This window comes from Pseudomonas sp. MWU12-2037 (assembly GCF_023242345.1).
In the GTDB taxonomy this organism is placed as follows: domain Bacteria; phylum Pseudomonadota; class Gammaproteobacteria; order Pseudomonadales; family Pseudomonadaceae; genus Aquipseudomonas; species Aquipseudomonas gingeri_D.
Window position 1 is genome coordinate 47747 of the sequence record NZ_JALLIZ010000003.1, and the last position, 21836, is coordinate 69582.

Annotated in this window: 15 protein-coding genes; 1 reads left to right on the forward strand and 14 read right to left on the reverse strand. The window is 60.3% G+C overall.

The window, feature by feature from the left end:
- Nucleotides 1-204 precede the first annotated feature (204 nt).
- The 12 genes from M5B42_RS06160 to M5B42_RS06215 all read right to left on the reverse strand — a co-directional run bounded on the left by M5B42_RS06160 (nt 205) and on the right by M5B42_RS06215 (nt 14560).
- The gene (locus tag M5B42_RS06160; protein ID WP_248745290.1) at nt 205-2139 is read right to left on the reverse strand and encodes a methyl-accepting chemotaxis protein; all 1935 of its coding nucleotides are present in this window, start codon (nt 2137-2139) and stop codon (nt 205-207) included.
- A 140-nt stretch (nt 2140-2279) separates the two neighbouring features.
- A complete protein-coding gene (locus M5B42_RS06165; protein WP_103498401.1) occupies nt 2280-3572 on the reverse strand; it encodes an adenylosuccinate synthase in 1293 nt (430 codons plus the stop codon).
- 54 nt (nt 3573-3626) lie between these two features.
- Nucleotides 3627-4814 (reverse strand): ATP phosphoribosyltransferase regulatory subunit, encoded by a 1188-nt coding sequence (locus M5B42_RS06170; protein ID WP_103498402.1) that lies wholly within the window; start codon nt 4812-4814, stop codon nt 3627-3629.
- Between the two features lie 294 nt (nt 4815-5108).
- A complete protein-coding gene (hflC, locus tag M5B42_RS06175) occupies nt 5109-5978 on the reverse strand; it encodes a protease modulator HflC (RefSeq protein WP_103498403.1) in 870 nt (289 codons plus the stop codon).
- Nucleotides 5978-7150, reverse strand: a complete 1173-nt coding sequence (gene hflK / locus M5B42_RS06180; RefSeq protein ID WP_248745291.1) for an FtsH protease activity modulator HflK — start codon at nt 7148-7150, stop codon at nt 5978-5980. Before hflK ends, hflC begins: the two co-directional genes overlap by 1 nt.
- Nucleotides 7151-7246: 96 nt before the next feature.
- Nucleotides 7247-8548, reverse strand: coding sequence for a ribosome rescue GTPase HflX (gene hflX / locus M5B42_RS06185; RefSeq protein ID WP_103498405.1), 1302 nt, complete (start codon nt 8546-8548; stop codon nt 7247-7249).
- A 12-nt stretch (nt 8549-8560) separates the two neighbouring features.
- A complete protein-coding gene (gene hfq, locus M5B42_RS06190; RefSeq protein ID WP_040063849.1) occupies nt 8561-8821 on the reverse strand; it encodes an RNA chaperone Hfq in 261 nt (86 codons plus the stop codon).
- A 93-nt stretch (nt 8822-8914) separates the two neighbouring features.
- Entirely contained in the window at nt 8915-9895 is a 981-nt protein-coding gene (gene miaA / locus M5B42_RS06195) for a tRNA (adenosine(37)-N6)-dimethylallyltransferase MiaA (protein WP_103498406.1), read from the reverse strand.
- Nucleotides 9895-11802, reverse strand: a complete 1908-nt coding sequence (mutL, locus tag M5B42_RS06200) for a DNA mismatch repair endonuclease MutL (protein ID WP_177098565.1) — start codon at nt 11800-11802, stop codon at nt 9895-9897. The genes miaA and mutL overlap by 1 nt, the downstream gene beginning before the upstream one ends.
- Before the next feature lie 8 nt (nt 11803-11810).
- Entirely contained in the window at nt 11811-13238 is a 1428-nt protein-coding gene (locus tag M5B42_RS06205; RefSeq protein WP_248745513.1) for an N-acetylmuramoyl-L-alanine amidase, read from the reverse strand.
- Between the two features lie 3 nt (nt 13239-13241).
- Nucleotides 13242-13712 carry a tRNA (adenosine(37)-N6)-threonylcarbamoyltransferase complex ATPase subunit type 1 TsaE gene (gene tsaE / locus M5B42_RS06210; protein WP_177098563.1) on the reverse strand — a complete coding sequence of 157 codons (471 nt, stop codon included), beginning with the start codon at nt 13710-13712 and terminating at the stop codon, nt 13242-13244.
- On the reverse strand, nt 13700-14560 hold the full coding sequence (locus M5B42_RS06215; RefSeq protein ID WP_248745292.1) for an NAD(P)H-hydrate dehydratase: 861 nt from the start codon (nt 14558-14560) through the stop codon (nt 13700-13702). The genes tsaE and M5B42_RS06215 overlap by 13 nt, the downstream gene beginning before the upstream one ends.
- 63 nt (nt 14561-14623) lie before the next feature.
- Here M5B42_RS06215 and queG point away from each other — a divergent pair, with 63 nt between their 5' ends.
- On the forward strand, nt 14624-15712 hold the full coding sequence (gene queG, locus M5B42_RS06220) for a tRNA epoxyqueuosine(34) reductase QueG (protein ID WP_152737691.1): 1089 nt from the start codon (nt 14624-14626) through the stop codon (nt 15710-15712).
- 9 nt (nt 15713-15721) lie between these two features.
- Here queG and M5B42_RS06225 read toward each other — a convergent pair whose 3' ends face one another.
- Nucleotides 15722-19960 carry a hypothetical protein gene (locus M5B42_RS06225; RefSeq protein WP_248745293.1) on the reverse strand — a complete coding sequence of 1413 codons (4239 nt, stop codon included), beginning with the start codon at nt 19958-19960 and terminating at the stop codon, nt 15722-15724.
- An 8-nt stretch (nt 19961-19968) separates the two neighbouring features.
- Complete coding sequence (locus M5B42_RS06230; protein WP_248745294.1) at nt 19969-21825, reverse strand: hypothetical protein; 1857 nt, start codon at nt 21823-21825, stop codon at nt 19969-19971.
- Nucleotides 21826-21836: the final 11 nt, after the last annotated feature.

Consider the following 21836-nt stretch of genomic DNA (forward strand, 5'->3'; position numbering starts at 1 on the left):
CTCACTCTTACCCCTACTCTCAGCGGCATTGATGGCGCGGCTAAGGCCAGGAGCATGCCTGAAAGTACTTTAGCGCTCTTGAGGCCCTCTTCGCGGGCAAGCTCCGCTCCCACAGTGTCCGCGCCTGGCCGTAGATTGGCGGCGCGACACAAATCCCGTGGGAGCGGAGCTTGCCCGCGAAGAGGCCAGCACTGACACCCCGCATCAGGCCCGGAACTGCCCCAGGCTCGCCTTGAGCTGCCCCGCCAGGCTGTCGAGCACCTTGCCGCTGGCCGTGGTCTCCACCACCGCCTGCGCCGCGCGCTCGGCCTGGGCATGGATCACCTCGACCCGCCCACGCACCGCATGCGCGCCTTCGGCCTGATGGGCCGCCGCCTTGGTCGCCAGACCAATCGCCGCATGCACCTGCTCCACCGACGACTGCACGCTCTGCTGCAACTTCACACTGCTGCGCAACACCGCCAAACCTTCACTGGCCTGACGCCCCGCCTGCCCAATAGCCGCCACCGCCTCCCGCGCGCCCTGCTGCAAAGCACCGATATGCGCCTGGATATCGCCGGTGGAGCTTTGCGTCTTGCTCGCCAACGCTCGCACCTCATCCGCCACCACGGCAAACCCGCGACCGGTTTCACCCGCCCGCGCCGCCTCGATGGCCGCGTTCAGGGCCAAAAGATTGGTCTGCTCGGCAATCCCGTGAATCACCGTCAGCACCACTTCAATCTGCTCACTCTGCTGCGCCAGCCGCTCGATTACCTTGGAACCGGTATCCACCTGTCCAGCCAGGGCCTCGATCAGATTGCCGACCTGATTCGAAGTCCGGGTGTTTTCATCGGTCGCCTGGCGAATATCCACCACCTGCTTCAACGCCGCCTGCATCGCATGGCTTTCGGTCTGCGCGTCATCGGCCATCTTCGACAATTCGCGCAAGCTCTGCGCCACTTCGTCACGCTGCAAATTTGCGGCGGCATCGGCACCGGCGTTGCGCAAAGTCATCTGGCCGATTTCCACTCCGGTACGCTGGGCCACATCACCCGCTTCCCGCACGATAGGCTGCAGCTTTTCGACAAAACAGTTCACCGCCGAAGCCATGTCACCAATCTCGTCATTACTGTTGAGCTGGACACGCTTGGTCAGGTCACCCTCTCCCGCCGCCAGATCATTCAAGGCCGCAATCAGCAGGTGCAGCTTGTTGACCACCCGCCGCCCGAGCACCACCGCCAGTAACAGCAGCACGCCGAGACCGACCAGGGCCAGACCCATGCCGATCCGCCAACGCAGGGTCTGCGCCGCATCCTGCACGGTTGCAGTGGTATTGGCCTGCATTTGCGAAGCGGTGGCCTGAGCCGATTGCAAGCGCGCCTGCATGGCCTTGGAACTGTCCGCCGACGCCCCTTGCAGGCTATCGCCCACCAGCTTGTCGCTGCTGGCGATCAAGGCCGTAAAACGCTGGTCCAGCGCCTTCAGTTCGGTCTCGACCGAGGCTGTGGAAACCCCCATCCGCACCTTGCCGATCTCCACACCGTTAGGGCTGATCGACGCTTCGACGTAGTAGACCGATGGATCGTTCTTCGCCGCACTGAGCACCTTGTCCAGCGCCCGCTCACCCTCACCCTTGGCCAAAAGAGCCTGGTTGATCGGGTTTTCACGGTTCAAGTAGCGGGTCAGGTGTTCGCCAGCCGCATCGTCATAGACCACGAACAGAACATTCGGATTGCGCTGGGCGCGACGGGCGAATTCGGAAAGGGTCGGTACATCGTTATCCCACATGGCTCGCGGGGCCACGGAAGCCAATAGCTGCGCCATGTCGTTGGCCGAATCCTGCAGATCCTTCTCCAACGCCGTACGCAACTGGGCCTGCTCATCCTTCAGTCGCGAGGACAAGCCGCTGTTCAGACGCTGGCGCGTATTGACCGAAAGGCTGTCGAGACTCGACGTCACCTCTTTGCCCGCCTGCTCCAGCTCCCCGGACAGCTTCTGGCTGTCGATACCCAGGCGAGCGCCCAGATCAGCCTCCAGCGCAGTGACCGTGCTTCGGGTCAGAGCGACCGCCACCAGCACCTGCACCAAAAGAGCGATACCCAGAGTAACGAACACAGGCCGCAATAGACGGCTTTGTAACAGTGAGAGAATGGCCGACACTGGAGATTCCTCGACTTTGGCGCCATTAATTTGATAGCACCCTTTTTAGAGGATAATCCCAGCAAGGCCCGTGCCGAACAACAGGCAGAAACGACAAAGACCCCCAAAAGGGGGTCTTTGTGATCTACATCAACGGCTTATCAGGCGAACGGGTGACGCAGAACGATGGTTTCGTTGCGATCCGGACCTGTCGAAATAATGTCGATCGGTGCACCGACCAATTCTTCGACGCGCTTGATGTAAGCACGAGCGGCGGCTGGCAGCTCTTCCAGGGTCTTGGCCCCCAGGGTCGACTCGGTCCAGCCCGGCATTTCTTCGTACACCGGCTCCAGGCCGATATAGCTGTCGGCATCGGTCGGCGCGTCGATGACCGCACCGTTTTCGTTCTTGTAACCCACGCAGATATTGATGGTTTCAAGACCGTCGAGCACGTCCAGCTTGGTCAGGCACAGGCCCGAGATGCTGTTGACGTCGATGGCGCGACGCAGGATCACGGCATCGAACCAGCCGCAACGGCGGGCACGACCAGTGGTTGCACCGAACTCGTGGCCACGCTTGGCCAGGAACGCGCCGACATCGTCGAACAGTTCAGTCGGGAACGGGCCCGAACCGACACGGGTGGTGTAGGCCTTGGTGATGCCCAGGATGTAATCCAGGTACATCGGACCCACGCCCGAACCGGTGGCGATGCCGCCGGCGGTGGTGTTGGAGCTGGTGACGTACGGGTAGGTACCGTGGTCGATGTCCAGCAACGAACCCTGGGCGCCTTCGAACATGATGTCCTTGCCGGCACGACGCAGGTTGTGCAGCTCGGCGGTGACGTCAAGCATCATCGGCTTGAGCATCTCGGCGTATTCCATGCACTCATCGAGCGTCTTCTGGAAGTCGATGGCCGGCTCTTTGTAGTAATTGACCAGCACGAAGTTGTGGTAGTCGAGCAACTCGCCCAGCTTCGCGGCAAAACGCTCGCGATGGAACAGGTCGCCGATACGCAGGCCGCGACGCGCGACCTTGTCTTCGTATGCCGGGCCGATACCACGACCGGTGGTACCGATCTTCAGCTCGCCACGGGCTTTTTCGCGCGCCTGGTCAAGGGCGACGTGATAGGACAGGATCAGCGGGCAGGACGGGCTGATACGCAGGCGCTCGCGCACCGGTACGCCTTTCTCTTCCAGCTTGGTGATTTCCCGCAGCAGGGCGTCCGGTGCAACCACCACGCCGTTGCCGATCAGGCACTGGACGCCTTCACGCAGTACACCCGACGGGATCAGGTGCAGGACGGTTTTCTCACCGTCGATCACCAGGGTGTGGCCAGCGTTGTGGCCACCTTGATAGCGCACCACGGCGGCAGCATGTTCGGTCAGCAGATCAACGATCTTGCCTTTGCCCTCATCACCCCACTGGGTGCCCAGGACTACGACATTCTTACCCATAACACTTGTCCTCATTCGCGCAAACTTGGTGCCGGCAGCCGCCGGCGGGAAAACTCAAGAAGCCAGCGGCAATACTTGCCAAAGCCCGTTCTGCTGAATCAATTGCCGGTCGCAGTCCGCTTCGCGGGCGGCGGCCGATGGTTGTCCGGGCAAGGCCTGGACCACACGCTGACCTTCGCCGCGCAACTGGCAGACCAACTGCCAGAGTGCCGCATCCGTGCTGTCAGGCATCCAGATACCGCCAGACGGTAGCTCGATTTCGGCACGCCCCAGGGTCACCAGGGTTTTCAAATCGGTGGAAAAGCCTGTCGCCGGACGTGCACGGCCGAAGTCCGCGCCGATATCGTCGTAGCGACCGCCCTGGGCGATGGCCTGGCCGACACCCGGAACGAACACCGCGAACACCACACCGGTGTGGTAGTGGTAACCGCGCAACTCGCCCAGGTCGAAATACAACGGCAATTGCGGGAAGCGCGTGGACAGCCGCTCGGCAATCGCCAGCAGGTCATCCAGCGCCGCCGCGACCTGCGCCGGGGCACCCGCCAGGCGCTCACGGGCCGCCACCAGCACTTCGCGGCCGCCACACAGATCCACCAGCGCCCGCAGCATCGCGGCCAGATCGGCCGGCAAACCTTCGGTCAGTTGGATCACTTCATCGATCGCCTTGCGTTGCAGGGCATCGAACAACTGTTGTTCCACTTCACCGGACAAACCGGCGGCGCGAGCCAGGCCACGGTAGATACCGACGTGACCGAGGTCCATGTGTACATCCGGCACATCGGCCAGTTGCAGCATCGCCAGCATCAGGCTGATGACTTCGACGTCGCTGCTCGGGCTGGCATCGCCGTACAACTCGGCGCCCAACTGGATCGGGCTGCGCGAGGACGACAGGGCCCGCGGCTGTGCATGCAGCACACTGCCGGCGTAGCACAGGCGGCTCGGGCCTTCGCGACGCAGGGTGTGGGCGTCGATACGCGCCACCTGCGGCGTGATGTCCGCGCGAAACCCCATCTGCCGACCCGACTGCGGGTCGATCACCTTGAAGGTGCGCAGGTCCAGGTCCTGGCCGGCGCCGGTCAACAAGGATTCCAGATACTCGATATGCGGGGTGACAACGAACTCATAGCCCCAGCTCTGGAACAGGTCCAACACCTGACGCCGCGCCACTTCGATGCGCGCCGCTTCAGGCGGCAGTACTTCTTCGATGCCATCTGGCAGAAGCCAGCGATCTACCGTTGCCATTAACGCCTTTCCCCTATGATCTGGGCAGCAAGCCCACAGGCGAGCCTTGAGTGAAGCAGAAAATGGTTAACACGCGCGCAAGAACGACGCGACGAACAGCCTGAAATCGGCTTCGCCTACCACTTTCCTCGAAAAACCTGTCGGGTCGATCAACCCGCCGTCCGCCAATCAAACATACAGACGCAAAAAAGCCGGGAATTTCCCGGCTGCCGCATCATACACCCGTTTTCCGAAAGGATCACCCCGCCCGGCATTTTAGCTGCCGGGCGGAGGGGGGACACGATACGTCTTGGATCAGGGCTTGGCTTTTTCCAGATAACGGAAAAAGTCGCTGCTCGGGTCCAGCACCAGCACGTCGCTCTTGTCCGCAAAGCTTTCACGGTAGGCGCGCAGGCTACGGTAGAACGCGTAGAACTCCTGGTCCTGGCCGTAGGCCTTGGAATAGATTGCGGCGGCCTGGGCATCACCATCACCGCGGGCTTCTTCCGACTGGCGATAGGCTTCGGCCAACAATACACGGCGCTGGCGATCGGCGTCGGCACGAATGCCTTCGGCCAGTTCGTTACCCTTGGCGCGGTGCTCACGAGCCTCGCGCTCACGCTCGGTGCTCATGCGTTCGAAGACGCTGCGGTTGACTTCCTTCGGCAGGTCGATGGCCTTGACCCGGACGTCGACCACTTCGATACCCAACTCCTTGGCGGCCATGGCGTTCAGCGAGGCGGTGATGTCAGCCATCAGCGCATCACGTTCACCGGAGACCACTTCGTGCAGGGTGCGTTTACCGAACTGGTCACGCAGGCCCGACTCCAGACGCCGGGACAGACGCTCGTCGGCAATCTGCTTCAGACCGGAAGTCGCGGTATAGAAACGCTCGGCGTCCTTGACCCGCCACTTGGCGTAGGCATCGACCATCACGGCTTTCTTTTCCAGGGTCAGGAAGCGCTGCGTCGGAGCATCCAGGGTCATCAGGCGGGCGTCGAACTTGCGCACCTGGTTGACGTAGGGCAGCTTCACATGCAGGCCTGGCTGGACATCGGCCTCGACCACACGGCCGAATTGCAGCAGGACGGCCCGCTCGGTCTGCAACACAATGTAGAAGCAGTTCCAGGCAGCCACTGCCACGATGACCCCGAGGACCAGGGCGATCAGTGATTTATTGCTCATCAGCGGCTCTCCCGGGTGCGAGTGGGTTGCGGCTCGGTGATGTGCGGCGTGACATCAGTGTTGCCACTGGCCATCGACCCCACCACCTTGGCCGGCGTAGCGGCGCCGGAACCGCTCTGGATCATCTTGTCCAGCGGCAGGTAAAGCAGGTTGCTCTGGCCGTTCTTGTTACCGGTCACGAGCACCTTGCTGGTGTTGCTGAAGACTTCCTGCATGGTGTCCAGGTACAGGCGTTCACGGGTGACTTCCGGAGCCTTGCGGTACTCGGCCACCAGCTTGGTGAAGCGGTCGGCCTCACCCTTGGCGCGGGACACCACTTCGTCGCGATAACCGTTGGCATCCTCGAGGATACGCTGGGCCTGGCCACGGGCTTCCGGGACCACGCCATTGGCATAACCTTCGGCCTGGTTGCGCGAACGCTGTTCGTCTTCGCGAGCGCGGATCACGTCGTCGAAGGCTTCCTGGACTTCACGGGGCGCGGCGGCGCTCTGGACGTTCACCTGGGTCACGGTGATACCGGTACGGTAGGTGTCGAGGAAGCGTTGCAGACGCTCCTTGATCTCGCCAGCCATCTGCACGCGCCCTTCGGTCAGCACCTGGTCCATCGCGGTGGAACCCACCACGTGGCGCAGGGCACTGTCGGTGGCCTGTTGCAGACTGATTTCCGGCTGGTCGACGTTCAACACGAAGTCCTGCAGGTTGCTGATCTTGTACTGCACGGTCAGCGGCACTTCGACGATGTTCTCGTCTTCGGTCAGCATCTGGCCCTGCTTGGTGTACGCCCGCTCACGCGTGACGTTCTCCAGGAACTTCTTGTCGATCGGCGGGAAATAGATGTTCAGGCCCGGCCCTACGGTTTCGTAGTACTTGCCGAAGCGCAGCACGACAGCCTGCTCCTGCTCATCGACGACATAGACCGCGCTGTACAGCCACATGGCCGCGAGCACGACGAGGCCAATGCCCAGCAGGCCGAAACCGCCGCCCTTGCCACCGCCCGAACCGCCATCGTCACCGCGTTTCTTACCGCCACCGAACAACCCGTTCAGGCTCTCCTGCAGCTTGCGGAAGGCTTCGTCGAGATCCGGCGGCCCCTTGCGGTCGCCGTTGTTACGGCGCTTGCCACCCCAAGGATCCTGATTGTTCGAGTTGCCACCCGGCTCATTCCAAGCCATAGCGCTCTCCATCTGATAAAGCAAAGACGCGCCCGCGGCGCGCCGACCAATGCTACAGAATGCCTGTCAACGCGGCACAACCGCTTTCCCAGGCTTTTATTGCAAAGTGTGTTGTTCGATGAATTCCGGCGCCTTCATCCCTTCGCGCGAGACCACTCGATTGAGCTCGGCCCTGGGCAAACGGACGGACAGCAGACAACTGCCTTCTTCGTCGTGTTCTTCCTTCTGCACCGCGCCCATCTCGAAGAACTGTGCACGCAGTCGAGCAAAACGCTGCGGCAAGCGCAAGGTGCCGACGAACAAATCGTTGCCCAGCAACTCGGCAATCGCCTGTTCGAGCAGCTCCAGCCCCTGCCCGTCCCGGGCGCTGAGCCAGACCCGCTGTGGCTTGCCGTCTTCATCGCGTTGGATCTGCGGCTCGACGCCCTCGAGCAGATCAAGCTTGTTGTAGACCTCGAGGATCGGCAAGTCCTGGGCCCCGATCTCGCCGAGTACCACCATGACCTGCTCGATCTGCAGCATCCGGTCCGGTTCCGCGGCGTCGATCACGTGCAGCAACAGGTCGGAGTTGCTCGACTCTTCGAGCGTAGCCCGGAAAGCCTCAACCAGCTTGTGCGGCAGGTGGCGGATAAACCCCACGGTGTCGGCCAGCACGATCGGCCCGAGGTCGTCGAGTTCGAGACGGCGCAGGGTCGGGTCGAGGGTGGCGAACAGCTGGTCCGCCGCATACACGTCGGATTCGGTGACCGCATTGAACAGCGTCGACTTGCCGGCGTTGGTATAGCCCACCAGCGACACCGTCGGGATATCGGCCCGCTTGCGCCCGCGGCGAGACTGCTCGCGCTGGCTGCGGACCTTTTCCAGGCGCCCCTTGATCTGCCGCAGGCGTACCCGCAGCAAGCGCCGGTCGGTTTCCAGCTGGGTTTCACCCGGACCGCGCAGGCCGATACCGCCTTTCTGCCGCTCAAGGTGAGTCCAGCCGCGGACCAACCGCGTGCTCATGTGCTCAAGCTGGGCCAGTTCGACCTGGAGCTTGCCTTCATGGGTGCGGGCGCGCTGGGCGAAAATATCGAGAATCAGGCCCGTGCGATCCAGCACGCGACACTCGAAGACACGTTCGAGGTTACGTTCCTGGCTGGGCGTGAGGATGTGATTGAAAATCACGATATCGACCTGCTCGGCCTTGACCAGGTCGCGAAGCTCCTCGACCTTGCCAGTGCCAATCAGATACTTGGCGGTTGGCCGATGACGCGGCACGTTGAAGAACGCGACGGTCTCGGCACCTGCCGATACTGCCAACTCCTGAAACTCCTGCGGATCTTCGCGCGCCTCAGGGTCCTGACCTTCCAAGTGAACGAGAATGGTCCGTTCACCACCACCGTGGCGCTCAAAGAACAAAGGAGACTCCTATCAGGCGTTACCTGGCTCAGCGTCACCCTGTTCGGTTTCGGTTGCGCTAGGCAGACGAATTGGACGAACCGGCACCACTGTCGAGATGGCGTGCTTGTAGACCATCTGGCTGACGGTGTTCTTCAGCAGGATCACGAACTGGTCGAAGGATTCGATCGTGCCTTGCAGTTTGATACCGTTGACCAGATAGATGGAAACCCCGACCTTCTCTTTACGCAAGGTATTCAAGTAAGGGTCTTGTAGCGAATGCCCTTTTGACATGTGCCGCACTCCTTTAAGGATCAATAATAAAAAATGGGTAAATGGATGGCTTGTACCGCCTTTCCCCCAAGGATAGACGGCAATTGCAAGGACTCAGCCCAATATGGAGATCGTCCCAAGGTATTTCAAGGCGCGTGGCAGATTGTCGCAGTCCAGGCTGTCGAGCCAGTGCAGATCCGTCCAGCTGCGCAACCAGGTGAACTGGCGCTTTGCCAACTGGCGCGTGGCAATGATGCCGCGCTCCTGCATTTCGGCTGACGTCAGCTTGCCCTCCAGATGCTCCCAGACTTGCCTGTAGCCCACAGCACGTATGGACGGCAACCCGACATGCAGGTCACTTCTCCCACGCAGAGCTACGACCTCGTCTACGAACCCCTGTTCCAGCATTTGTGTGAATCTTTGTGCAATTCGGTCGTGCAGAACCTGGCGATTCGCCGGGGCGATAGCCAGGTTGGCAACAGTATAGGGCAATTGCGGCCGTCCCGAAGCGGCTGCGTCAGTACTTTGCGCAGATTGTCGCTGGCGGTGGGCGGTCATGCTCGATCCGCTGACCCGATAGACTTCCAGCGCCCGACTCAGGCGCTGGGGGTCATTGGGGTGGATGCGCGCCGCCGAGACCGGGTCGATGACCGCCAGTTGGTCGTGCAGGGCCTGCCAGCCCAAACGTGCGGCTTCTTCCTCGATTTCGGCACGGATCTGCGGATCGGCCGCCGGCATCTCCGCCAGGCCCTCCAGCAACGCCTTGTAATAGAGCATGGTGCCGCCCACCAGCAGCGGAATCTTGCCGCGCGCGGTGATCTCGGCCATCGCCGCCAGGGCGTCGCTGCGAAACTCCGCCGCCGAATAACTCTGTGCCGGGTCGAGAATATCGATCAGACGGTGGGGAAACTCCGCCAGCAGTGCTTTCGAGGGCTTGGCCGTGCCGATATCCATGTCCCGGTAGACCAGGGCCGAATCGACGCTGATCAGCTCGCACGGCAGCACCTTGGTCAGCTCGATGGCCAGGTCGGTCTTGCCCGCCGCCGTCGGACCCATCAGGAAAATGGCCGGCGGTAGTGCCTTGGAAGCCATCATCAGCGACCGCGCAAGAACAGTTTGTCCAGATCATCCAGCCCGAGCTGGGTCCAGGTGGGCCGACCGTGGTTGCACTGGCCGCTGCGCTCGGTGTTTTCCATATCCCGCAGCAAACCGTTCATTTCCGCCAGGGCCAGGCGCCGGTTGGCGCGAATCGCGCCGTGGCAGGCCATGGTTCCGAGCAATTCGTTCAGGTGCGCCTGGATCCGGTCGCTGGTGCCGTATTCCATCAGGTCGGCCAGTACGTCCTGGACCAGGCGATTGGCCTCGGCCTGCTTGAGCAGGGCCGGGATCTGCCGGATCGCCAGGGTTTCCGGGCCCAGGCGCTGCAATTCGAAGCCCAGGCGCTGGAACCAGCCGACATGTTCTTCGGCGCAATCGGCTTCGCGCTGGCTGACCGCCAGGGATTCGGGCACCAGCAACGGCTGGCCGCTCAGGCCTTCGCTGGCCATGGCGATCTTCAGGCGTTCGTACATGATCCGCTCATGGGCGGCGTGCATATCCACCAGCACCAGGCCCTGGGCGTTTTCGCTGAGGATATAGATGCCCTTGAGCTGCGCCAGCGCATAACCCAGGGGCGGCACATCGCCCTGGCTGTCGGGCAGGGTCGGCGATGCCAGCGCATCCGGCAGCGGCGCGAAAAACTCGCGATAGACGCCCTGGGCCTCGGCGGCGGGCGGCATCTGGGTCGATTGCGGGCGGTACTGATACTGATAACCGGCCCCCGAGCCCGATCCGGCCGCCGGCGCAAAGGCGGACGCAGGCTGCGACTGGGGTTGCTCCAGCAGATTGGCCGCCAGGCGCATTTCACCCTGGGGACCGAACTCGCCGGCCTCGATCCCTGTCGGCCGGACCATGCCGGCCACCGCAGCAGGCGCGGCCAGGTGATCTTCCGGGCGCACGTCGCCCAGGGCGCGGTGCAGGGTGCCGTAGAGGAAATCGTGGACCATGCGCCCGTCACGGAACCGCACTTCGTGTTTGGTCGGGTGCACGTTGACGTCGACCACCGCCGGATCGACCTCGAAAAACAGCACGAAAGTCGGGTGCCGGCCATTGAACAGCACATCGCGATAGGCCTGGCGCACCGCATGGGCCACCAGCTTGTCGCGCACCGCGCGGCCATTCACATAGAAATACTGCAAGTCCGCCTGGCTGCGGGAGAAGGTCGGCAAACCGACCCAACCCCACAGGTGCAGGCCGTTGCGCTCCACTTCGATGGGCAGGGCCTGCTCGAGGAAACCCGCGCCGCAGACCGCCGCCACGCGCCGGGCACGGGCCGCATCATCATGGGCCTCGTGCAGGCTGAGAATGCTTTTGCCGTTATGGCGCAGGTGAAAGGCCACGTCGAAACGGGCCAGGGCCAGGCGCTTGATCACTTCCTGCAGGTGATCGAACTCGGTCTTCTCGGCCTTGAGGAACTTGCGCCGCGCCGGGGTGTTGAAAAACAGGTCGCGGACTTCCACCGAGGTGCCCACCGGATGGGCCGCCGGCTGCACCCGGGCGTCCATGTCGCGACCTTCGGTTTCCACCTGCCAGGCCTGGTCGGCGTCACGGGTGCGGGAAGTCAGGGTCAGCCGGGCGACGGAACTGATGGAGGCCAGGGCCTCGCCACGGAAACCGAGGCTCATCACCCGTTCCAGGTCTTCCAGGTCGCGAATCTTGCTGGTGGCGTGGCGCGCAAGGGCCAACGGCAGGTCGTCGGCGGAGATGCCGCTGCCATCGTCGCGCACCCGCAGCAGCTTGACCCCGGCCTGTTCGACATCCACATCGATGCGCCTGGCGCCGGAATCCAGGCTGTTTTCCAACAGTTCCTTGATCACCGAGGCCGGGCGCTCGACCACCTCACCGGCGGCGATCTGGTTCGCCAGTCGCGGGCTGAGCAGTTCGATACGAGAACTGCTGTTCAAGGCTTCACTCATTGTTTGGCCGCCAGTTCCGCACCCGGAATCGTCAGGTTCTGCCCGACCTTCAGCTCGTCGCTGGTCAGGTTGTTGGCACTGCGCAAGGTCGACGCCGAGACCTGGTAGCGCACGGCGAGCATGGCCAGGGTCTCGCCCGGGGCCACGCGATGGTCACGCGGGCCCTCGGCGATCTTGCCGGAATCCCGCAGCCAGGCGATATAGGTGCCCGGTGGCGGGTTCTGCTGGAAGAACTGGCGGATACCGGCACTGATGGAGCGCGCCAGGGCCTGCTGGTGATTCGAAGAGGCCAGCTTGGACGCCTCGTTGGAGTTGGAGATAAACCCGGTCTCCACCAGGATCGACGGGATATCCGGCGACTTCAGCACCATGAACCCGGCCTGCTCGACGCGCTGCTTGTGCAGCGGCGTAACCCGGCCGATGTTGCTCAGGACCTTCTGTCCGACGTTCAGGCTGGAGGTCAGCGAAGCGGTCATCGACAGGTCGAGCAACACGCCGGCAAGCATCTTGTCCTTGTCGTCGAGGCTGACGTTACCGGCCCCACCGATCAGGTCGGAGCGGTTTTCACTGTCCGCCAGCCAACGGGCAGTCTCGGAAGTAGCGCCGCGATCGGACAAAGCGAACACCGAGGCACCGAAGGCCGCGGCCGAAGGGGCGGCGTCCGCGTGAATCGAGACGAACAGATCGGCGCCTTTCTTGCGGGCGATCTCGGTACGTCCGCGCAGCGGGATAAAGTAGTCGCCGGTACGGGTCAGCTCGGCGCGGTAGCCCTTCATACCGCCAACCTGGCGTTGCAGTTCGCGGGCGATGGCCAGCACCACGTCTTTCTCGTGCTGGCCACGGGAGCCGGAGGCACCCGGGTCTTCGCCACCGTGGCCGGCGTCGATCACCACAATGATGTCACGCTTGCCCGCCGGCGCCGGTGGCAGCTTGATCGCCGGTTCCGTTGGCGTCACCGGGACCGCTGGCACGGTTGCCACCGTCGGGGCCGGTGCCGCGGGTGGCGCGGCATCGGCGGGGTTGTCGAACAGGTCGACCACCAGGCGGTTGCCATACTGCGCGTTCGGCGCCAGGACGAAGCTCTTCGGGGTGACCGCCTTTTTCAGGTCAACCACCACCCGCAGGTCGGTCGGTGTGCGCTGGGCCGCCCGTACGCTGTTGATCGGGGTGTTGGCGGTCGGCACATTCAACGGGCCACCCAGGGTCGCGCCATTGATATCGATCACCAGCCGATCCGGAGAAGTCAGGGTGAACACACTGTGCTGGACCGGGCCGGAGAGGTCGAACACCAGACGCGTGTTGTCCGGGGCCCGCCACAGGCGAACACTCTTGACCTGTGTCGCCGCAACGGCGTCAACGGCCAGTGCCGCCAGCAACAATCCCACGACAGCAACCAACGCGCGAAGGCGCATACCAAACCCCATCATTTATTTGATTTCCAATGCCAGTTCGGCACACCAGGAGTCGCCTCGGGCGCCCTGGGACAACAGATACAGCGAACGACCGCCATTATGCGGGCTAATGGTAATGGTCAGGTCGGGCTTTGGCAAAAAGCCCTCGCCCCGCTGTGGCCACTCCACCAGGCACAGGGCCGCGCCGTCGAAATAATCACGAATCCCCATGTATTCCAACTCTTCCGGGTCGACCAGGCGATACAGATCGAAATGGAAGGCACGGATATCAGCGATTTCGTACGGTTCAACCAGGGTAAAGGTCGGACTTTTCACCGCGCCGGCATGGCCGAGGCCGCGAATGATGCCCCGGGACAAGGTGGTCTTGCCGGCGCCGAGATCGCCTTCGAGGAAAATCACCCCGATGCCACGGGTGACTTCGGCGATTTTCCGGCCGAAGGCGACCATGGCCTCTTCATCCGGCAGTTGAAGGGTTAGTTCAGACACGGTGATTGCTCCTCCAGCAACTGTCGAATGACCGGGATCAGATCGCTGGCCGCCAGTCCTCGGCCGTTTTTACCCGACTGCTCGCCGGCACTGGCGTGCAGCCATACCGCCAGGCAAGTGGCGTCGTAAGCCGGCAAGCCCTGGGCGCGCAGGGCGCCGAGCAAACCGGAGAGGACATCGCCCAGCCCGGCGGTGGCCATGGCCGGATGGCCGCGTTCGCAGATCGACAAGCGCCCGTCCGGCGCGGCAATCAGGCTGCCCGCCCCCTTGAGCACGCAGACCGCCTGGTACCGCCGGGCCAGCCGGAGGGCGGCGGCGGGACGATCCGCCTGTACAGCGGCCGTGGAAATCCCCAGCAAGCGTGCCGCTTCGCCTGGATGAGGGGTGATCACGCTGTCCGCCGGCAAGGTAAAGCTGCCCGTGGCCAGCAGGTTCAGGGCGTCGGCATCCCAGACTTGCGGCAACCCGGCATTGGCCGCCAGTGACAACAGGCTGCGACTCCACGCGGATTGACCGAGCCCCGGGCCGACCACCAGCACGCCAGCCTGGGCCAGCACCGTCATCAGCTGATTGGCCGACTCGATGCCCAGCGCCATCACCTCCGGCAGCCGAGCCAGGGAGGCCGCCACATGTTCCGGACGTGTCGCCAGGGATACCAGCCCGGCACCACCGCGCAAGGCCATTTCGGCCGCGAGCAGAATGGCGCCGCCAAAACCCCGGTCGCCGCCGATCAACAGCACATGGCCGAACTGCCCTTTGTGGGCGTCCAGTTCTCGTGCGGGAAGGCTCGGCAGGGTGGCGAGGGTCAATGACTGAATATCGGAAAAAGGCGGTTTGGTCTGCGGCATGCGTCGTCGAGCTCTGATGTCTGGCAGAATTATACGCACCAAAGCCTAGGTTTCTCCTGTCTCATGCCTGTAAATAGCGTCGACCTCCCCGCCCTCGCCCAATCCATCAAGGAATGGGGCCGTGAACTGGGCTTTCAGCAAGTCGGCATCGCCGGTCTGGAGCTGGGCGAGCATGAGCGGCACCTGCAACGCTGGCTCGATGCCGGCTATCACGGCGACATGGATTACATGGGCGCCCACGGCAGCAAACGCTCACACCCCGACGAGCTGGTGCCCGGCACGTTGCGAGTGGTGTCGTTGCGCATGGACTACCTCCCGGGCGACACGCAGATGGCCCAGCGCCTGGGCCAACCGGAAAAAGCCTATGTCTCGCGCTATGCCCTGGGCCGTGACTATCACAAATTGATCCGCAAACGCCTGCAACAGCTCGCCGAGCGTATCCAGCAGGTTATCGGACCCTTTGGCTACCGCGCCTTCGTCGACAGCGCCCCGGTGCTGGAAAAGGCCATTGCCGAACAGGCCGGGCTCGGCTGGATCGGCAAGAACACCCTGGTGCTCAATCGCAAGGCCGGCAGCTACTTCTTTCTCGGCGAACTGTTTGTCGACCTGCCTCTACCAGTGGATGCTCCCCATGCCACAGAACATTGCGGGCGCTGCACGGCATGCATGGATATCTGTCCGACGGCGGCGTTTGTCGGACCCTATGTGCTGGACGCACGGCGCTGTATCTCGTACCTGACCATCGAGCTGAAAACCGCGATCCCGGAAGAGTTGCGGCCGCTGATCGGCAACCGGGTGTTTGGCTGTGACGATTGCCAGATCGTCTGCCCATGGAACCGTTTCGCCCGCGCATCCGATGAAGGCGACTTCAAGCCCCGACACAGCCTGGACAATGCCGGGCTGGCCGAGCTGTTCCTGTGGGACGAAGAGACCTTTCTGAAAAACACCGAGGGCTCGCCACTGCGCCGGGCGGGGTATGAGCGCTGGTTGCGCAACCTGGCGGTCGGGCTGGGGAATGCGCCCTCGACGATCCCCGTGCTTGAAGCCCTCAATACCCGCCGGGACCATCCGTCGGAACTGGTCCAGGAGCATGTGCAGTGGGCGCTGCGCCAACATTCCGAGCGCAGTGCCCTGGGTCCAGTCCCGCTCTGACCTGGAGATTCAAACAGAAACCGCAAAACCGCTGACCGACGCCTGTATCTCAATCTCGCAACGACGAACCTCCCGTCTTAGCAGCAGCAGCGAACGTCCCGTCGAATTGCTCAGCGTGATCCGTGAGCCTTCCCCCACCACCGCCATCACGGGGTGGGTTTCTCCGCTCTTGAAGCGGATATAGGCCGGCAGTTGGACGGTCCGCACCACCTGCTCCAGCGCGCAGGTGCCGTGGTCAGCGGCATTCACCAGGTCGAGCCGGAAAGTACTCTTGTCCTTGAACTTGACGACCTCCAGCGAAGGCAGGGACAGGTCCAACTCCGCCAGCGTTTCGCGGGCATCCTCCTGGCCAGACAGATCCAGGCTCACTTGAGGCAAACGCTGGAACGCCCCCTCGGGCACGATCAACTCCGTTCGGCTGCCAAAGTTCGAGTCAAAGTCTTTTGAGGTCAGTACGCTCTTTTTGAACTGCAGGGTGTAGGCGGTCTCGGGATGCAGCCTGATCTGGTATTTGTTCAGGGCCTGCTCCTGCGGGGACTCCCCCGTCGCCCAGCCGAACGGATTGGCCTCCAGTAGCAGATGAGGCGTGGCGCCGAACAGCAGGATCGTCGGTATCGGACCGAAATCCAGTACCTCCAGCCGTGTGCTCGGCGTGGAAGGCATCGTCACCATCAGCTTGCGCTCTCGCCCCCGGCGAGCCTCCTGGCGGCGCAGGTACCAGCCCTTATGGACCTGTTCGGTCTTTTCCTTGTCCTTGGCATCCGCCCAGAACGTCAAGTCATCCGAGGTCAGCCCCGACGGCGACAACGTATAGCCCCTGGGCTGCTGGCGAACGCTGGTGTCCTGGCTGACCGCACCAATATCCTTGAGCGGGTTGGTCTGATCGTGATCGTCCGCGTCATTGATCATCGGCGTCAGAAGAAGATCGATGCCCTCTTCCCGCAAGCCGGTGAACAATCGATCCGCCGCCTGACGCATCTGCTGCTGGGTCAGGATCCCCGGCAGCGTTGAGGCGCCGAACAGGTTGCTGAAGAACAACCCCACTTTTTCGTCCCAGCGATAGTTCTCCAACTGGGAAAGACTGACGATGGCATTCAAAAGGATGTTCACCACCGCCAGGGCCATCCCCACCAGGATCAGCGCCACCCCCACCCCGGGCACACCCAGCAAGATAAATCCCGCCAGGCTCACCCCAAACGAGGCGCCATCGATCACCGTCATGGTGATATAGAGCGCCTGCTCCTCGGCGGTTTTCGCCAAGCGGGCACCCTCGACGTTGCGGTACAGACTGACCGCCGTGAACAGCACATCCAGGGGCAGCAACACCTTGTTCATCTTGAAGAACAGATGATCAAGCCTCGGCTGCCAGAGCGCTCGCGAAGCGCTGGAGGCCAGGCGCAGGGCCAGCACCGGCCCGATATCCGTGGTGAAATCAAAAACACCCTTGACCACCGCCAATGAATCGCTGGTAGTAAACAGTCCCGATTTGAGCGAAGAAAAATCGAGGTGGAAGGGCTGGGTACGGAAGTCCACAAAGACCCCGAAGGCCCCGAGCAATCGGCTGGAACCGGCGGCCACGCGGGCGCTGGTCTTCAGGACGGCGGGGGACAGCTGCTTTTTCTCGATGGCGGTCTTGGCACGACCGAGGTTTTCCTGGGTCTCTTGCAGGTGTCTCAAGGACGTCGAATCCTGCAGCAACGCCTTCTTTCGTTTCAGACTGTTTTCCAGCTGATCGATGGCGGGAAGAATCTTGGTTTCCTCGCCTGATTCGAGCAGCGCTCTCAGGTCTCGCGTCGACACGCCAAATTGCTCGCTGCCCAAAAGACTGAGATAGAGGGGTGCACCAATCACTATTGCCCTCATGGTCAAAGCGTTAAAGTGCTGCTGAACCTTAGTGAAGATAGAGTCCGGCACACTACTTTCAGGGGACATGTGAATCCTGTCCACCTCAATCCCTGTCATCTCCCTGTACTCTTGCTTGGTAACGACAAAGAGAATCTGCGCCAACTGCTGACTGTAGTAGGACGTCGTTGCATAATTATCAGGTTGCACACCATACAACGGGGAATAGTGCGCACTGTAGAACGGGAAATCCTGAAACTCCCGATAGGCAATACCTAAATGCTCACGAAAGCCCTTGAGTATCAACTGCCGTTTGTAATGATATCCAGGATCGAACGGATCAATCAGAATCTTGATTCTGTTTTCTGCTCTCAAATCCTCCAAGGCCCTCTTGTACTGTTGACTATTGACCTTCGCATCGGCATCAATGGTTCCATCCGGTTTGCGAGAGAGATAGCGATTTTTTATTTCCGCATAATACCCGTGCAACTGGCGCATGGTTTCAAATGTGTTGACCCGTAAAAACGCTTCCGCGCCCTTGGGCCTGATGGAAACCATCTCATAAGCCAAGTGTTCCATGCGGGCAATATGCCGCGCCTCTGCCAAAGGCCCAAGCAGCAACGACGGCATTTCACCAATCGCAACTGTCTCAGCCCTTCTCCTCTTTCGCTCCTCTTCCAGATCGCGCTCATAAACACTATAACCAGACGCTTTTTCCTGCTTGGCCTGGTCAAACTCAGCCTCTGATACAACACCGCCTTGAAAAGCCTCCTTGACCAGACCGGCGACGGAAAACACATGGGTTTCCTGCAAGAAGCGCTGAACCGCGGGCGCAGCAAAATCCCAAGCGCCAGTCTTCGATATAAAATCAATAAACTCGGCCGATTGCATCTCCTTCATGATTCTTAGCACGACACCAGGAAGAGGAGCCATTCTATCCTTTATATCCGTCGCATTGAACGGCACCAGGCCCGAGCTTGCGGACGCCACCAAAGAAGCGTGAGGACTGCAAATAACGGTTATATTCGGGATCCAGCGCCTTTCTACACCGTCCCCGCCCCGTACATTAAAGCGCCCCGCCTCCAGGCAGCGCTCGACAAAAAGCGCCGCGACATACTCCGCCATGGCCTTGGGGAAATTACACGCGGCAAAATTAAGATACCTGATTTCCTTGAACCTGGCAGGTTCCTTTCCAAATACGCTCGTAACATTACTGTATATCCAGCCGGCTACTCTCTCAGCACTGGAGACGCCGGCCAAACCAAAAATATCCGCATGACCGACGATGTTGATGATGCCGTCAAACGGAGCACCTGCCGCCCGTGGGCTGATGTAATCAATCGATAGGACATTAATCGGGCTGGGTCGGCCGCGACCGAAGAACGTATCGATATCATGTGATCGCGCCTGATGGTAGCTGCTGATGCTGTGGACGCCCAAGTCCTGATCAAGCCCAATCAACCGATCCAGATTTTCCTTTCTGAAACGTACAAACTCCTTATCCAGATTGCCGATATATCGATGAGCGTCCTCTGGATCCATGGGGATTGCCGCACTGGGGTTCAAGACATCGACAATGGTGGGAAAAGCGATTGCACTGATCTGCCATTCGCTGCCATAGATCCGTCGAAATACCTCTTTAAACGAAATGGAGAACTTGATTAAATCATCGGGATCTTTCAACGCACCTCTATTTTTGTGGGAAAAATAAAAATCGATCAGCGTCAACGGATGTTGATTTTCATAGGTTATAAGTGATTGATACAGCAGGGTACTGGCAATATCCTCACCAATCAGCAGATTGAGCGACGTGCCCACAGCACGTTTCACACGCACACCCGGTCGGGAGGGGCTCACCGGTAAGTTGACACCCTGAAACACCCGCCATTTTTTTTGGACGACACCCAGATAATAGAGTGAGATCAACCCCTTCAAAAAGCTCAACTCTTCCCGCTTTTCAGTCAGGTGATTGCCCTCGGCCTTGGCCATTGCGATGAAATCCTTGAGCAAGGCCAAATGGACCCGCGCGTGCGCAACGCCCTCTCTTGCGGTCAACAAATCCGACTCAAGCTTCGAATAAGTCGCTCTCAGCGATTCATTCATCTCCTGCCAAAGCACAAAGGACTGAATATCCCGGGTAAAATCAAAGCTCCACTGATGTCGAAAACAGGGATAGATCACTCGCTGCTCCCCGCTCCCCTGGGTATAGATTTCGCCCAGGGTGTAAGTCTTCCCGACCAGCGTTGCCCTGATCGTTGTATCCTCCAAATAAAGACTTGGAAAAACAACCGCGTAGCGCTTCAAGACCTTCAGGATGGACTCAAGATAGGCCAGCTTTTCCTTGTCCAGCCCAGCGCCTGATATCTCATATTGATTCAGGCTGTAGTCAAACGATAACTTTTGCATACACCCACCTAAACCTTCAAAGATTTCTTATATTGTTCGACCAGAGGATTGAGCGAACCGGAAAAGCTTAAGTGGGCCAATGTTTTCACGTTATAGTCCTTGTCGACCTTATCCCCGACCGTCAGCAACCCCTCACGGCGCCACAATGCACTACGCCAAAAACTCAAATCCTTGATCGAGATCATCGGGCCGCCTCCCCCTGTACTTCCCAGGCCGAGCGTCAGCATGACTTCATCGATGGTTTGATTGTCTTGAGGCTTGGTTTGATCGGCGACGGGGGCAATCGCATACGTCAAAGAAGCGTCCAGCCCGCGGGAAAGATCGCTGTCAGTACGGGCAGCGCATACGTTGAAGGCCTTTCGATCATCACTCAGAGAAAGCAGCAGGAAACACGGGAAATCCTTCAAGTCTATCGCCCCACGGTCGTTACCCTGATCGTCATGGAAAACCATTTTCTCTTCATGACTCAGTTCCCCAGTCACTGAGTCGACCTTCATTCGCCTTAGCATTTGCACAGTGAATACGATGCTGTTCTGTGGCACGGAGGTCTTGCAGGTGAGAACGCCAATATCGGCTCGACGGGTGTAAAGGGCCTTTTTATCTTCGTTCAGTTTGGCCTGAAGCTGACTCATGGTTGCCTTCAGTTGCCCCGTCACCTCAAAATTCGACACCCGCAGCTGTTCCATAAAGAGCGGAAGCCTGCTCGCCAATGCGCCGATCTTGATCATTTCCGCAAGGGTTCGATCTTTATAGTGAGCACCGGGAACAAAGGTCGCGGCCGGATCAAAACGCTCCACGTCCTCCACAATTTTCTTAAAGTTCAACCCGTATTGCCGCTTTGAAAAGACCGGCTCCTTGCGACTCCACGTATCAATCAACGAGCCGACCGTCGTGATCTCAAACAACCTCGGCTCCTTCAACAACACATTCAACATAAAACTGCCCGAGGCCCCTTGGCCTGCCGAAGGCGTTAAAGAAAGGGAGACTTTATTTTTAAATGCATCAAAGCACAGCCCCTGAGTCGTTTCGATATCGAAATGGGTATTTTCCACGGCGTAAAACAGCTCGTCATTGAGTGTGCCCCATCTGTTTTTCTGAAACGGATAATAGGCAGACAAGCGTTCCAGAGGTAATTGCCGATATCCAAAGCACTTCAATACCTGATCTTTTTCTTCCAGATAATCCCTGAAATTTTCCACCCCCTCTGGCTGGGCGTTGCCCACCCAGGCCGCCACTCTCTCCAGGCGCAAGGAGTGCTGACCATTTTTAATGGCCACGGGAATGGTATTGAACTGAAACTCACTAAAACCAGAGAAAAAATCATTAAATGCGTCACCGAAATCACTCAGAATATAGGGCGCTTCCGCGTTTTTTTTAGTGCTCCATACCTTGACGGTCGAGAGCCCCTCCCTGGTTTCCAGTTTGATGACACAGGGATCCTGATGGGAGAACATCAGCGGTTCGACTTTTCCCGAGACCACGCGGGTGGCGACTTTCACCGCGCTTTTATTACGCCGACTCGCCGCTGAAACCTTGCCCTCCTTATCTTCCTCCCAGACCCTGAGCATCAGATACAACTGATCGTTCAGGCAGACCAATGTAAAACTCCGGCCTAGCCGATAAGAAAGCACCCGTTCCTCAGCAGCCCCTGGCCGTTGTTCAATAACATAATGATCTTCTTTCTCTTCACCCATCCAGATATTCGGTTTGGCGACAAGACTGGCGGAATCGGCATCATGGGCCTGCCAGACCGCGTGAGCAGCGGTAAATTTGAACGTGAAGGCATAGTCCTTTTCTCCATAAAAAGGGCACGCTACCTTATAACGGCCTTCGTTCATCTCCAATAACTTGACTTGCGCAGACATCAGGGCTTCTC